This is a genomic window from Pseudoalteromonas sp. S4492 (genome assembly GCF_005886115.1).
In the GTDB taxonomy this organism is placed as follows: Bacteria; Pseudomonadota; Gammaproteobacteria; order Enterobacterales; family Alteromonadaceae; genus Pseudoalteromonas; species Pseudoalteromonas gelatinilytica.
Window position 1 is genome coordinate 140,331 of the sequence record NZ_PNCP01000039.1, and the last position, 13,758, is coordinate 154,088.

The 13,758-nt window shown below is 42.5% G+C and carries 14 protein-coding genes; 10 read left to right on the top strand and 4 right to left on the bottom strand.

Annotated features, from left to right (window positions below; translation table 11 throughout):
* Positions 1–82: 82 nt before the first annotated feature.
* A complete protein-coding gene (locus tag CWC28_RS13250; protein WP_105174667.1) occupies positions 83–631 on the top strand; it encodes an HdeD family acid-resistance protein in 549 nt (182 codons plus the stop codon).
* Positions 632–654: 23 nt separating this feature from the next.
* Here CWC28_RS13250 and CWC28_RS13255 read toward each other — a convergent pair whose 3' ends face one another.
* Positions 655–1,527 carry a mechanosensitive ion channel family protein gene (locus CWC28_RS13255; protein ID WP_063700282.1) on the bottom strand — a complete coding sequence of 291 codons (873 nt, stop codon included), beginning with the start codon at positions 1,525–1,527 and terminating at the stop codon, positions 655–657.
* A gap of 198 nt (positions 1,528–1,725) precedes the next feature.
* Here CWC28_RS13255 and CWC28_RS13260 point away from each other — a divergent pair, with 198 nt between their 5' ends.
* The 6 genes from CWC28_RS13260 to CWC28_RS13285 all read left to right on the top strand — a co-directional run bounded on the left by CWC28_RS13260 (position 1,726) and on the right by CWC28_RS13285 (position 8,914).
* On the top strand, positions 1,726–1,935 hold the full coding sequence (locus CWC28_RS13260) for a hypothetical protein (RefSeq protein ID WP_063700283.1): 210 nt from the start codon (positions 1,726–1,728) through the stop codon (positions 1,933–1,935).
* 216 nt (positions 1,936–2,151) lie between these two features.
* Positions 2,152–4,290, top strand: a complete 2,139-nt coding sequence (locus CWC28_RS13265) for a M3 family metallopeptidase (RefSeq protein WP_063700285.1) — start codon at positions 2,152–2,154, stop codon at positions 4,288–4,290.
* A gap of 147 nt (positions 4,291–4,437) precedes the next feature.
* The gene (locus CWC28_RS13270; RefSeq protein ID WP_063700286.1) at positions 4,438–5,865 is read left to right on the top strand and encodes an amidohydrolase family protein; all 1,428 of its coding nucleotides are present in this window, start codon (positions 4,438–4,440) and stop codon (positions 5,863–5,865) included.
* Positions 5,866–5,964: 99 nt separating this feature from the next.
* Positions 5,965–6,822, top strand: coding sequence for a carboxylate/amino acid/amine transporter (locus CWC28_RS13275; RefSeq protein WP_063700288.1), 858 nt, complete (start codon positions 5,965–5,967; stop codon positions 6,820–6,822).
* Between the two features lie 35 nt (positions 6,823–6,857).
* Positions 6,858–8,087 (top strand): glycerophosphodiester phosphodiesterase family protein, encoded by a 1,230-nt coding sequence (locus tag CWC28_RS13280; RefSeq protein ID WP_138625255.1) that lies wholly within the window; start codon positions 6,858–6,860, stop codon positions 8,085–8,087.
* An 89-nt stretch (positions 8,088–8,176) separates the two neighbouring features.
* Positions 8,177–8,914 (top strand): dienelactone hydrolase family protein, encoded by a 738-nt coding sequence (locus CWC28_RS13285; RefSeq protein ID WP_138625256.1) that lies wholly within the window; start codon positions 8,177–8,179, stop codon positions 8,912–8,914.
* On the opposite strand, the gene CWC28_RS13290 is transcribed toward CWC28_RS13285, so the two are convergent.
* Positions 8,911–9,822, bottom strand: coding sequence for a LysR family transcriptional regulator (locus CWC28_RS13290; RefSeq protein ID WP_138625257.1), 912 nt, complete (start codon positions 9,820–9,822; stop codon positions 8,911–8,913). The two genes, CWC28_RS13285 and CWC28_RS13290, sit on opposite strands and share 4 nt — an antisense overlap.
* A 134-nt stretch (positions 9,823–9,956) precedes the next feature.
* Between CWC28_RS13290 and CWC28_RS13295 the strand changes: the two genes are divergently transcribed.
* Both CWC28_RS13295 and CWC28_RS13300 read left to right on the top strand, forming a co-directional pair.
* Entirely contained in the window at positions 9,957–10,643 is a 687-nt protein-coding gene (locus CWC28_RS13295; protein WP_138625258.1) for a type 1 glutamine amidotransferase domain-containing protein, read from the top strand.
* Between the two features lie 112 nt (positions 10,644–10,755).
* On the top strand, positions 10,756–11,346 hold the full coding sequence (locus tag CWC28_RS13300; RefSeq protein ID WP_138625259.1) for a rhomboid family intramembrane serine protease: 591 nt from the start codon (positions 10,756–10,758) through the stop codon (positions 11,344–11,346).
* A gap of 46 nt (positions 11,347–11,392) precedes the next feature.
* On the opposite strand, the gene CWC28_RS13305 is transcribed toward CWC28_RS13300, so the two are convergent.
* Positions 11,393–12,412, bottom strand: coding sequence for an endonuclease/exonuclease/phosphatase family protein (locus CWC28_RS13305; protein ID WP_171038309.1), 1,020 nt, complete (start codon positions 12,410–12,412; stop codon positions 11,393–11,395).
* Between the two features lie 8 nt (positions 12,413–12,420).
* Positions 12,421–12,795, bottom strand: coding sequence for a SpoIIAA family protein (locus tag CWC28_RS13310; RefSeq protein ID WP_105181125.1), 375 nt, complete (start codon positions 12,793–12,795; stop codon positions 12,421–12,423).
* A 111-nt stretch (positions 12,796–12,906) separates the two neighbouring features.
* Here CWC28_RS13310 and yghU point away from each other — a divergent pair, with 111 nt between their 5' ends.
* Positions 12,907–13,746: a glutathione-dependent disulfide-bond oxidoreductase gene (yghU, locus tag CWC28_RS13315; RefSeq protein ID WP_055021453.1), complete on the top strand. Its 840-nt coding sequence runs from the start codon at positions 12,907–12,909 to the stop codon at positions 13,744–13,746.
* The last annotated feature ends 12 nt before the right edge of the window (positions 13,747–13,758 follow it).

The window sequence follows — 13,758 nt, forward strand, 5'->3', positions numbered from 1 at the left end:
ACTGTACAAAAAATAATTAAAAATCTTTGCAAGTAAGCGCTGAAATGTTAGTTATAGAGAGACTTAAGCAAAGGATACTATTATGCAAATCTCAAGTTCACTGATCCCCCATTGGTCATCATTAATGATCCACGGTGCCATCGCCATCGTTTTTGGCTTGTGTGGTTGGTTTGCCCCTGAAGCCTCATTAGCGATTCTAATGTTTATATTTGCCGCTTACTTTTTTGTCGATGGTGCCATTAGAACATGGTTAGCTATTGCTTCAAAAAACGAAAATCCGCTTTGGTGGATGCTATTAGTGGGTGGTTTAATCTCGATTGCCGCAGCCTTTGTAACGCTATTCGCCCCAAATGTAACGGCCATATTAATGCTTTACTTTATAGCCGCATGGGCCATTGCTATTGGGGTTATTGAAATTGTTATTGCCAGTAAACTACGAAAAGAAATCACGAATGAGTGGCTATTGATTGGCAGCGGTATTATATCGATTATTTTTGGTGGTTATCTGATATTTAACCCTGGCGCGGGTATCATTACCCTACTGTGGCTGGTTGCAACCTATGCCGTCGTATTTGGCATAATGATGGTGTTGCTTGCCTTAAAGCTGAAAAAGCTCAATGAACAAGCATAAAAAAAGCGGCTAAGCCGCTTTTTTTATTTTTGGCTGTTACGCCTTGTTAAAGCTATCTCACCATCGATATGAATATCGCGCTGCGGGAATGCAATAGTAATGTTATTTTCGGCAAATACCTTATAAATGCTAAAGCGCAGCTCACTGCGTACTTGACGAAGCGGTGCTTCTGATTCAGCGCACACCCAGAAAATAGCGCTAAAAGTTAAAGAGCTATCAGCAAAGTCATCAAATAACACAGATGATGCAGGTGTTTTTAAAATAGCAGGATGCTCATCTAGAATTTGCTTCATCAGCTTCTCAACAAGCACAACGTCTGAGCCATACGCAACACCAACATTTACAAACGAGCGGGCATTACGGTCAATTAAGGTCCAGTTAGTGACGGTATTTTCTAATAATTGGCTATTTGGTACCAGCATATGCACACCATCGTTACGACGGATACGCGTTGAACGGGTATTAATTGTCTCAACCACCCCTTTAGCTGTACCTACTTCTAAAAAGTCACCGATTCGAATTGGACGCTCCCACATTAATATCCAACCACTAATAAAGTTATTGATAATGTTTTGCGCACCAAAACCAACACCGATTGCAATGGCACCTGACACAAATGCAAACGCTGTTAGCGGAATGTTGAGTACCTCAAGCGAAGTAAACACAAGCACAGCGATGGTCACAACAAGGTAAATACGCGTGAATAGATGAACCGTATCAGGGCCTAGGTTTTTTGCCAGTAATGCTTTTTTTATTAATCGACCAATCCAGGTGACCACAAACCACATTAAAAACAGCACCAAAGGCACTTGAATTACTTTAAGTACGGTAATTTGCACATCGTTATAGGTGAACAATACAAACGATAATGCAGATTGCAGATCAGCAAGGGTCATAAATTAACATTCCTAGTAAAAAATGAGTTTGATTCAGTTGTGACTAAGTTTAGCACGGCATAATAGGTGAAAACTTGGTAAATACTAAGTTCTTTATGCGCAATATGCGCTAATTATTAACTGTTTTAGACCATAACTGCTATATACATAGAGAGAGCTTGAGGTTTCACAGGCTTTGAATAGCACGAGGAGAACACAATGTCACAAATGACACTCACACAAAAACTTGCAACTTTACAACCTTTGGTTGATCTTAACTTATTTGAATCAAGCTTAGAGTATCGTAACCGAATCCTAAATTTACTTGCTGAGCAAGAGCACTCACTGACTTTAATTAACAAAGAGTTTGGTAACGCCATGCCAGAAAACTTTGGCTCAGAGAAAAAATTTGTATTGGGTTATAACTAACCTATGGTGATTTATTACCAGCAGGATTTAAATTGGCAGTGTGCGCCACTTTATTACTAAGCAAGCCATTGATACACAATTGATGGCTTTTTACACATTTTTATCCCTCAACAGCTTTATTTGCGTTCAAATTCCCCATTCAGACGACAAACTTGATTGTTTCTAGCCAAAAATTTGGTAAGTTAAAAAAGATTTATCCACTTTTTTGGAGCTCTCATGCGTAAGACCTTAGTAGCAACTACAATTGCTAGTGTGCTTTTATTATCTGCTTGTAGTTCGCAACAAGCCGACACTCAAACTCAAGTTGAAACTGCCGCTGAAACACAAACAGCCAATGTTGAAAACGTTCTTTTCAAGCCAAGCCCTTTACAATATATGGCTCCTGAGTTTGATAAAATTTCGACCAAAGACTACGAGCCAGCGTTTGAAGCAGGGATCGCTCAGCAAAAAGCTGAAATTGCAAAGATTGCAAACAACCCAGAACCAGCAACATTCGAAAATACCCTTGTTGCAATGGAATTATCGGGTGAGTTACTAGACCGTACTTCTGCAGCATTTTTTAATTTATCGGGTTTAATCTCTGACAGTGAGTACCAACGTATCGCCGCAAAAATGGCACCCGTTATGTCTGCTCACACAGATGATATTTACTTAAACAAAGCATTATTTGCTCGCGTACAAAGCATTTACGACAACAAAGCGTCATTAAATGCTGAAGATCAACGCCTTGTTGATTATTACTACAAAAAGTTTGTTAATGCGGGTGCAAAACTAACTGAAGCTGAAAAAGCAAAAATGCGTGAAATCAACGCAGAGCTTGCCAAGCTTTCAACGATGTTTTCACAAAACATCTTAAAGTCATTCAAAGAAGATGTGATTTTAGTTAAAGATAAAAGCGAGCTTGCGGGTTTATCTGAAGGCGAAATCGCAAGCCTTGCGGCCGCTGCTGAAAAAGCAGGTAAAGAAGGTTACATGATCACACTCGTGAACACGACTCGCCAACCTATCTTACAAAGCCTTGAAAACCGTAAGTTACGTGAAAAGATTTGGACTACATCGGCAACACGTGCGCAAGCGACAAACGGCCCTATCATCATCAAAGAAACCAAGTTACGCGCAGAAAAAGCAGCATTACTTGGCTACAAAGATTGGGCTTCATATGTAATGACGACACGTATGGCGCAAACAACTGATAACGTTTACGGTATTCTTGATGACTTAGCGCCGAAAGCGGTTGCTAAAGCAGAAGCAGAAGCAGAGCAAATTCAACAAGTAATCAAAAAATCAGGTAAAACGTTTGCGCTTCAACCTTGGGACTGGGCGTTTTACGCTGAAAAAGTTCGTCAAGAAAAGTACGACTTAGACCCTGCTTTAGTTAAGCCTTACTTTGAAATGCAGTCAGTGATCCACGACGGTCTATTCTTTGCGATGAATAAACTTTACGGTATTACGTTTAAAGAGCGTAAAGACCTACCGGTTTATCACGAAGATGTCATGGTATTTGAAGTATTTAACGAAGACGGTAGCGCTATCGGCCTATTCTACATGGACCCTTATGCACGTGAAGGTAAACGTGGTGGTGCGTGGATGAGTGCCTATGTTAGCCAAAGCGGTCTAAAAGACACTATGCCTGTGATCTACAATGCACAGAACATTCCTAAGCCAGCTGAAGGTCAACCAACACTCATGACTTTCTCTGAAGTAACAACGATGTTCCATGAATTTGGTCATGCTGCGCACGGTTTATTCTCTGATGTTAAATACCCAAGCTTAGCAGGTACAGCCACTGCTCGTGACTTTGTTGAATTTCCTTCACAAGCAAACGAAGACTGGAATATTGAACCGACAGTACTTGCAAACTACGCCAAGCACTACAAAACAGGTGAACCAATTCCAAAAGCGTTACTTGCGAAAGTACTTGAGTCACAAAAGTTCAACCAAGGCTTCGATACAACTGAGTACTTAGCGGCGGCACTGCTTGATATGGAATGGCATTCATTTGGTGTTGATGCTGATATCACTGACGTACAAAAGTTTGAACATGATGCATTAGACAAGCATGGTATTGCATATTACCCAGTACCACCGCGTTATAAGTCTTGCTACTTCAGCCATACCTTTGCCGGTGGTTACTCAGCGGGTTATTACGCTTACCTTTGGACTGAAGTTTTCGCAGCAGATGCGTTTGCACATATGACTGAAGAAGGTGGTTTAACACGTGAAAACGGTGATAATTTCCGCAAAGAGATTTTATCAAAAGGTAACAGCCGCGACTTAATGCAAAGCTACATTGAGTTCCGTGGTCAAAAACCAACAACAGACGCACTATTAAAGCGTCGTGGTTTAGTTGAATAATCACACTGTTGTTTAGAGTATGAGGGGTAACCCTCATACTTTTTAAGTATCAATTAAATTTTCACCCCACTTTTATTCCTATTCACCTCAAAGCCATTGTCAGTTAACTCGTTTTTGCTAATCTCAAAGAAAAACACGAGTTCACACATGAAAAACGCTTTACTTTTAGGACTTTGCTCAGCTTTAGCTGCATGTTCATCACCCCCAGATCAGCGCGCTGACATCGTGATAGAAAACGCCCAAATTATTGATATGCAAACTGGGGCTATCGCAGCAAAGCAATCTCTTGCCATTCGCGATGGAATTATCATCAAACGTAGCGATAAACCTTTAAGTAACCACTATCAAAGCTCTACATTGATTGATGCAAAAGGTCAGTATGTAATGCCTGGTCTATGGGATATGCATGTTCATTTTGGCGGTGGTGATGAACTTATTGAAGAGAATAAACAGCTCTTGCCACTATATTTAGCTTACGGCGTAACGACTGTTCGTGATGCTGCGGCTGATTTAAGTGAATCTGTACTTAGCTGGCGAGAACAAGTAAAACAAGGTCAGTTAGTGGGCCCAACTATTTTCACCTCAGGCCCGAAATTAGAAGGTAAAGGGTCTATTTGGCCTGGTGATTTAGAAGTAGAAACGACTGAAGAAATGCATGCTGCAATGGATCTGTTAGACAGCATGGACGTTGATTTTATCAAAATTACCGACAGCGCTTTAACGCCTGAGCTTTATCTAAAGGCAGTAAAAGAGGTTAAAAAACGGGGTTACCAAATTTCGGGTCATATTCCATTTTCATTGTCTGTGACTGATGTCTCCAAGGCGGGGCTTGATGCTATTGAGCATATGACCTATATGCTTAAAGCTGCGGCTAAAAACGAAGCGGATATTTCCGCAAAGGTTGCCTCAAAAGAGCTGAGCTATCGCACTGCGCTGCCCATTATCACCGCGCAGTTTGATGAACCAACAGCCATTGAGAAGTTTACGGTTCTTGCTAACAACGACACCGCCGTGGTGCCAACCTTGATCGGTGGCAAAATAACGGCTTACATTGATGAAGACAATCATCAAGACGATGCCTATTTAGATTATTTAGGTAAGGGTTTAAAAGCGACGTATCAATGGCGAGTTGATAGAGCGAACAAAGACACCCCTGCACAAATCAAACAGCGCAAAGAGCGTTTTATTAAAACCGCACAGTTACTCCCTATCGCCCAACAAGCAGGTGTGAGCATTATTGCAGGCACAGATGCAGGTTTTTTAAATTCGTATATTTATCCGGGGCTTTCTTTACACCAAGAACTGAGTATTTTTACTGAATATGGCCTAACACCACTGCAAACGCTGCAAGCAGCAACACTCGCGGGACCTAAATTTTTAAATAAACAACAGCAATACGGTGCACTTAGTGAAGGCAAAGTAGCCGATCTCATTTTGCTTTCAAAAAACCCGCTTATTGATATTCGTAACACACAAACACTAAAGGGTGTTGTCTCGCACAGCACGTTTTACGATAGCAACGCACTTGAGCGATTAAAGCAACAAGCAAAAGCCTTTGTTGCCAGCCAACCCTAACCCCCCCATTGCCCATGACCGCGTATTATCCGTCATGGGCAATTTTAATTTTCAGCCATCTCATATACACTGCCCTTTTTTGCACATAACTCGAATAACATGACCTACTTATTTGCTGTAACCCTGCTTTGGGCCTTTTCGTTTAGTCTTATTGGTGTTTATTTAGCAGGCCAAGTGGATGCATGGTTTAGTGTGTTAATGCGCATTGGCTTGGCAACTTGCGTGTTTTTGCCCTTTTTACACTGGCGTAAAACCCCTAAAGCCTTAGCACTAAAGCTCATGGCGATAGGCGCAGTACAACTTGGTGTGATGTACAGCTTCTATTACCATTCGTTTTTGTACCTTAGCGTGCCCGAGGTACTGCTATTCACGGTAATGACGCCACTTTACATCACTTTGTTAAACGATTTGCTTGAAAAGCGTTTTAATGCCAAGTTTTTATTCGCCGCATTACTGGCTATTTTAGGCGCCGTTGCTATTCGCTATGAAGGCGTCGATGAAAACTATCTCATTGGTATGTTAATGGTGCAGGCTGCTAATATTTGCTTTGCCACTGGGCAAGTCACCTACAAACGTTTAATGCAAGATGAGCAACTCCCCCACTCTCGGGTGTTTGCTTGGTTCTTTATTGGTGCTTTAATAGTCGCACTGATTTGTTACGGTTTATTTGGTGATACCAGTAAGCTACCCACCACAACGACACAATGGGGCGTGCTAATTTACTTAGGCACAATTGCTTCAGGGCTTGGTTATTTTGCTTGGAATAAGGGCGCGACCATCGTCAATGTAGGTGCCTTGGCTGTCATGAATAACCTCCTGATCCCAGCCGGGATCATCGTTAACATTGTGATATGGAATCGTGATGCCGATATCATCAAGCTTGCCATCGGCGCAGCGATTATCTTATTAGCACTTATTATAAATCAGAAACTTAATAAAACTGCCATGGAGCAATGATAGGCTAAACTCTATTAGATTAGAGGAATGCTGTTATGCGCGCACTGGTTTTATGTTGTTTAGTTTTCGTTATTCAAGGCTGTAAGAGTCTGCCCAAGGAGCAGGCAGTGCAAGTGGGTGCTAGGCCTTACTATTTAATCGACAAGATGACTGATGGGCCTTTAAAGCAGCAACTTGCGGCATGCGGTAATGGCCCTTTCTATAAAACTGATTTTGTAATTGGTCATCGCGGTGCCCCTATGCAGTTTCCTGAGCACAGCAAAGAGTCATATTTGGCTGCTGTAAGAATGGGCGCTGGCGTACTTGAATGTGACGTTGCCTTTACTAAAGACAAACAACTCGTGTGTCGCCATTCACAGTGCGATTTACACACCACTACCAACATTTTAGCGATTCCTGAGTTGGCTGCAAAATGCAGCCAACCTTTTACCCCGGCCAAAGACGGTCAACCAGCTCAGGCTAAATGCTGCACCAGCGATATCACCCAAGCTGAGTTTTTAACCCTAAAAGCTAAAATGGATGGCGCCAACCCAAACGCCAAAACCGTCGCAGAGTATATGCAAGGCACACCAAGCTGGCGCACTGACTTATACGCAAACAGTGGCACTGTTATGACCCACCAGCAAAGCATTAAGTTATTCAAATCACTGGGTGTAAAAATGACACCCGAGCTAAAAAGCCCAGAAGTTAACATGCCATTTAACGGTTTTAGCCAGCAAGATTATGCGCAAAAAATGCTTGATGAGTACCGAGCTACAGGTGTGAATAGCGATGATGTGTATCCACAATCATTTAATCTTGAAGATGTGAAGTATTGGCTAAACAATCACCCTGAATTTGCAAACAACAGTATTTATCTTGATGGCCGAGATGAGCAAGCAGACTTTGATGCCATGGATGACACCACCTGGCAGCCATCAATGCAGGCTCTGTATGACGATGGAGTACGTATTATCGCACCGCCAATGTGGATGCTTTTAAGCCTTGATGAGTCAGGTAAAATCGTGCCATCGCTTTATGCTATTAAAGCTAAACAAGCAGGGCTGAACATCATTACTTGGAGTTTAGAGCGCTCTGGTCCATTAACTAAGGGCGGTGGTTATTATTACCAGTCGATTGCCAGCGTGATTAAACAAGATGGGCAAATGATGAATGTGATAGACGTCCTTGCTAAGCAAGTGGGTGTGATGGCTATTTTCTCTGACTGGCCTGCTACCCTTACCTATTACGCAAGCTGTATGCAGTATCCTGCCTCAATAAAATAGCTGAGCATCAATAAATTTCAAGGGCTTTGACTCGTCCAAAAGGTGGGGCTGAGGTATTATTAGCTAAACCGTTTTTTACAAGGATAAACATGATTATTCAGCACCATAGCCACGACATAGCGACCAACACAGGCACAATGCGCACCAGTATTTATCGCCCTGTAGAAGAAGGTAAATACCCGTGTATTATCTTCTACTCTGAAATTTTCCAAGAAACAGCCCCTATTGCACGCTCTGCGGCAATACTTGCTGGTCATGGTTTTGTCGTGTTAGTGCCAGAAGTTTTTCATGAGTTAAATCCTATTGGGACGGTACTTGCTTATGATGATGCTGGAAAAGACAAAGGCAATGCCGACAAATGGGCAAAACCGCTTGAGAGCCATGACTCAGACACTGACGCTTTAATTGCATTTGCACGTCAGCAAGATTACTGCACAGGAAATGTCGGTGCCATGGGCGTATGTATTGGTGGTCACCTTGCATACCGTGCTGCATTAAACCCAAGTATCAAAGCCGCTTTTTGTTTATACGCAACAGATATACACAGCGATACCTTACCGGCGCAAGCGGGTAATAACTCATTTGAGCGCATGGCAGATATTAAAGGTGAGATCCACTTTGTTTGGGGTAAACAAGACCCACATGTACCAAAAGAAGGCCGCCTTAAAATTTACCAACAAGCGGTGGCAACAGGCATTAATTACCAGTGGCAAGAAGTGAACGCCCAACATGCGTTTATGCGCGACGAAGGCGACCGATATGACCCAGTGCTTGCCATCAGCATGTACCAACAAGCCGTTGCTTTATTTAATCGCACGCTTGTTTAAATCGTCATAGTGGCTACTTGATTAGTAAAATAATCCTTCAAGTAATCAAGTAAAACCCGCAGTTTTTTACTTCCCGCCGCCCCTGGCGGGAATACGCCATAAAGTTCAATATCGGCAGTTTTGTAATCATCTAATATTGTGCGTAACAATCCCGCTTTGATCCTGGGTAGTGCATCATAAACAGGGATTTTCGCTAAACCATGCCCAGCTTCAACAAAGGCAGTTCGCGCAGCGGCATTATTGGTACTTATGCCACCACTAACAGCCACATCAAAGCGGCGTTTATCTTTTTCGAGCGTAACAACAGCACTACTTGGTTGATACACCACCCATGTATGCTCTGCTAAATCAGCAATGCTCTTTGGTATAGGGTATTTTGTAAAGTAATCGACTGAGCCGCATAAGCAGGTCGCCATACTTGCAAGTTTAGTCGCTTGTAAGTTTGAACTTTCAAGGGCAACACCTCGAATCGCTAAGTCATAGCCCTCTTTGATGATATCAACCACATCATCACTGAGCTGTAAATCGATATCAATTTTCGGATACAAACGCCTAAACTGAGCCAGTGCCGGTACCACAAGTTGCAAACCAACATTTACCGGACAACTCAATTTAATAATCCCAACTGGTTCACTCTTTAAGTTCTCAAGGTGTAAGTTAGCGGCCTCAGCGTGCTCGGTGATAGCCTGACAACGTTCGTAATAAGCCATACCCGCTTCGGTAAGGGTCATGGTGCGCGTTGAGCGATTAAGTAACGTGAGCTTTAATTGCTGTTCTAATTTCTTTAAGTGGTAACTAACAACGGCCCTTGATAAACCAAGTTGTTGAGCCGCTTTAGTTAAGCTGCCTTGCTGCACAATGTGGGCAAACACCACCATGCTTTTTAGCTGCTCAAACGATACTTTCATACAAACTCCTAATCTAACCTGAATGATTGTATCAATTATTAAACCAATGAAGTCAAATTTATCTGCGTTGTTTAACTCGATTTTCACCCCTATAGTGTTATCAACGATGTTTAATACACAAAAAGGGATTCACTATGTCAGCTAAGAAAATTTTAATGGTACTCACTTCACACGATGAACTTGGCGATACAGGCCATAAAACGGGCTTTTGGGTTGAAGAATTTGCAGCACCCTACTACGCCTTTGTTGATGCCGGTGCAGAGGTAACGTTAGCTTCTGTTAAAGGTGGCCAACCTCCGGTTGATCCAAACAGTGCAGCCCCTGATGCAGCAACCGATGCCACAAAACGCTTTGAGCAAGACAGCGCAGCAAAAACTTTAATGGCTAACACTAAACCTCTGGCTGAAGTTAAAGCCGATGATTTTGATGCGGTATTTTACCCAGGCGGCCATGGCCCTTTGTGGGATTTAGTTGATAACCAAGATTCAATTAGCTTAATTGAGCAATTTCTTAACTCAGATAAGCCAGTCGGTGCAGTATGTCACGCCAGTGCCGTATTACTGAATGCGAAAAATGCAGCTGGTAAATCTGTGGTATTTGATAAAAAAGTAACAGGCTTTAGTAATTCAGAAGAAGATGCCGTACAGCTTACCAATGTTGTGCCATTCCTTGTTGAAGATGAGTTAATCAAACAAGGTGGTCAGTATCAAAAAACCGATGATTGGGGCGAGCTTGCGATTGAAGATGGCCTACTAATCACCGGGCAAAACCCTGCGAGCTCAGAGCTTGCTGCGAAAAAACTACTGACCAAATTAGGTTAAACAAGGTCAACATGCCCTAGGCCTTTAGTAAACACCTTGCATATCAAGGTGTTTACCTTCACTTTTAATAAGTTATACTCATTCGGTCACATTGATTTAAGAGCTTCTCATCATGACTGAAAAAAATGCTGCCAAAATTCCTCCTATCAGTAGTAAGCGATTCGCAATTTTCGGCATTATGCTGGTGTGCTTGGTACTGCAAATAATTAATTCCCTACCCGGCATAAACTTAAACGGCTTAGGTATTTTGCCAAGGCAGATATCTGGTTTATCAGGGGTGTTTTTTGCGCCTTTTTTACATGGTGGGTGGGCACACCTTTTTAGTAACCTAGTGCCATTTGCTATTCTCGGCTGGCTAGTTTGTCAATTTAGCGTTAAACGCTTTTGGCTGGTGTTTGCAGGCACAGCGCTCATTGGTGGATTACTAGTATGGCTATTTGGCCGCAGCAATATTCATGTAGGGCTAAGTGGTGTTATCTACGGTTTATGGGGCTATTTAATTAGCTACGGCATTATGCACCGCTCATTCAAAGCCATTTTAATCAGTATTGCGGTTGTTGTGTTATACAGCGGCCTGATTTGGGGTGTCTTCCCGCAGCGCATTCATATTTCATTCGAAAGCCATTTATTCGGCGCAATTAGCGGCGCACTAATCGGCTATATTATGGCAAAGCGTGATAAGCAAAAGAGCCCTAAGCTTTAAACTGACAGCTGAAAGCTGAAAGCTGAAAGCTGAAAGCTATTAGCTTCTAGTCTCTTAACTTCATTGTCACCATCACAACGCCATGGTCGGTACTTTGATCATCATAGGCAAACTGTGGGTTGATTAAGTGCTGATCATAGGTGTGATAATCAACTACTTCAAAAAAGCTACCCTGAAACCCGGCATCAAACTCTCGAGATAACAAAATATAATCAAATACTGAGCTGCTACTGCCAAAATAGTGGGTGGCTTCTCTGTCGTCTTCTGTTACAACATGGCGCTGATAGAGTTGCCAACTATCTTGTAGTTTGAACTCTGAACGAGATGGGCTATTTTGCCTATGACCGCTAAAGCGAAGATGATCAGCGATTAAATGGTTAAGAACGCCATCGTGTAACTCATTATTAAAATCCCCCATCACTATCACAGGGTTATTGCTATGCGCTCTGCGTTTAATAATTTCAACGAGTAACAGTGCTGCTTCACTGCCACGTTGTATGCTTGATGCCCAGCGCCCAAGGGCTTGCGATTTTAACTGCATAACTAAGTTTTGCTGTTCGCTGTGGCTTTCATCATCTTGGTGATAGAGCATGCTACGTTTTGATTTAAAGTGCACTACATAGCAATCGACGTGTCCTAAGTGAGGTACTTCAAGTGTCGCGCGAATAATACTGCGGCTAAAGTTAAAATTATCGCTCAAGCCCATCGCTAAAATATCATCTTGCTCTGCCTCAACCTGACTGACAGCAACAATTTTATAGCGTGAGGCAATAGCCACAACCGGATCGCGATAAATAAAGTCATCAATCACCGTTGGCTCATCAACGACTGCAAAATAGAGGTAACCCTCTGCGTTAACTTGTTGTTTCAGTTCATTGATACTGAACACTTCTTGAAAGCCAATAATGTCTGGCTGCTGATTTTTAAGGTAATCGGCCAACCAGCGCTGCTTTTTGGCCCATTGCTCAGCGCTATAAATGCGCTGAAAATCATAAAATGCGTCAGGTGGCGCTAAATAATTATATAAATTAAATGTCGCCACCTTTAATTGGCTGTTTTCTATCACTTAATTCCTTATTCGTGTAACCACTCAGTGGCAATAATCGGGTCTTCAAAGTATTTCACTTCGCCACTGATAAACCAGTTACCCACTTTGCTTGCCACTTGTTGCCAGTGTTTGTTACCAACTACTGCTATACGGCAAAACTCTTTATTGTGTTTTAGGCCTAGCTTAAAATCATCCCACGCGGCTTGTAACTCCCAGCCTTCTAGTTCAGTAATATCAACATAGGCTCTTATTTTTGCACTCGGAACTGCCGCTACTGCATTATCGATAAGAGGGGTAAGAGTTTTGTAATCGTCGTGCGTGAGCTTCCCCACAATTTTCATTGTGAGATAAAAAGTCGTGCCAGTGCGCTCAAGGCCAATGGCTAAACCATGCTTTTTCATGTCATCCTCCTTGTTATTCATAATTAATAACTGTACTTCCCTTGCTTTATCTGATCAACTAGGATGGTAGTTTCGTAATGACATTCATTAAAGCACAATTTAGGAGTTTCAATGAGTAATACCGACAGTTATACACCACCTAAAGTGTGGCAATGGGATGCAGAAAACGGTGGTGAATGGGCGAAGACAAATCGCCCGGTCTCAGGTGCAACCCACGAGCAAGACTTGCCCGTTGGTAAACACGACCTTCAACTCTACTCGCTTGCGACACCAAACGGCCAAAAAGTGACTATCATGCTCGAAGAACTATTAGAGCTTGGTATTGATGAAGCTGACTACGATGCATTTTTAATTAAAATTGGCGATGGTGACCAGTTCTCTTCAGGGTTTGTAAGTGTTAATCCTAATTCAAAAATCCCAGCCTTAATGGATCACAGTACAACGCCCGTTACTCGCGTGTTTGAGTCAGGTGCAATTTTACAATACTTGGCTGAGAAATTTGATGCGCTGATCCCAAGCGATCACGCCAGTAAAACAGAATGTCGTAATTGGCTATTTTGGCAAATGGGCTCTGCCCCCTACTTAGGCGGAGGCTTCGGTCACTTTTATAGTTATGCACCATTTAAAATGCAGTACCCAATTGACCGCTTCACCATGGAAGTAAAACGCCAGTTAGACGTACTAAACCGTCATTTAAGCGACCATGACTACATGGCTGGCAGCGAATATTCAATCGCCGATATCGCAATCTGGCCGTGGTATGGCAGCTTAGTACTTGGCAATTTATATGATGCAGCTGAGTTCTTAGATGTTGAGTCATATAGTCATGTGATGCGCTGGGCAAAACAAATTGAGCGCCGCCCTGCAGTAAAACGAGGTCGCAGAGTTAACAAAACATGGGGTGATGAAGCTGAGCAGTTAGCGGAGCGCCACTCTAAGGAAGATTTTTAAGGGCTTAATTGC

Coding starts and splice junctions, on each gene's coding strand:
- CWC28_RS13250 (WP_105174667.1), top strand. CDS start 83: ATGCAAATCTCAAGTTCACTGATCCCCCATTGGTCATCATTAATGATC.
- CWC28_RS13255 (WP_063700282.1), bottom strand. CDS start 1,527: ATGACCCTTGCTGATCTGCAATCTGCATTATCGTTTGTATTGTTCACC.
- CWC28_RS13260 (WP_063700283.1), top strand. CDS start 1,726: ATGTCACAAATGACACTCACACAAAAACTTGCAACTTTACAACCTTTG.
- CWC28_RS13265 (WP_063700285.1), top strand. CDS start 2,152: ATGCGTAAGACCTTAGTAGCAACTACAATTGCTAGTGTGCTTTTATTA.
- CWC28_RS13270 (WP_063700286.1), top strand. CDS start 4,438: ATGAAAAACGCTTTACTTTTAGGACTTTGCTCAGCTTTAGCTGCATGT.
- CWC28_RS13275 (WP_063700288.1), top strand. CDS start 5,965: ATGACCTACTTATTTGCTGTAACCCTGCTTTGGGCCTTTTCGTTTAGT.
- CWC28_RS13280 (WP_138625255.1), top strand. CDS start 6,858: ATGCGCGCACTGGTTTTATGTTGTTTAGTTTTCGTTATTCAAGGCTGT.
- CWC28_RS13285 (WP_138625256.1), top strand. CDS start 8,177: ATGATTATTCAGCACCATAGCCACGACATAGCGACCAACACAGGCACA.
- CWC28_RS13290 (WP_138625257.1), bottom strand. CDS start 9,822: ATGAAAGTATCGTTTGAGCAGCTAAAAAGCATGGTGGTGTTTGCCCAC.
- CWC28_RS13295 (WP_138625258.1), top strand. CDS start 9,957: ATGTCAGCTAAGAAAATTTTAATGGTACTCACTTCACACGATGAACTT.
- CWC28_RS13300 (WP_138625259.1), top strand. CDS start 10,756: ATGACTGAAAAAAATGCTGCCAAAATTCCTCCTATCAGTAGTAAGCGA.
- CWC28_RS13310 (WP_105181125.1), bottom strand. CDS start 12,795: ATGAAAAAGCATGGTTTAGCCATTGGCCTTGAGCGCACTGGCACGACT.
- yghU (WP_055021453.1), top strand. CDS start 12,907: ATGAGTAATACCGACAGTTATACACCACCTAAAGTGTGGCAATGGGAT.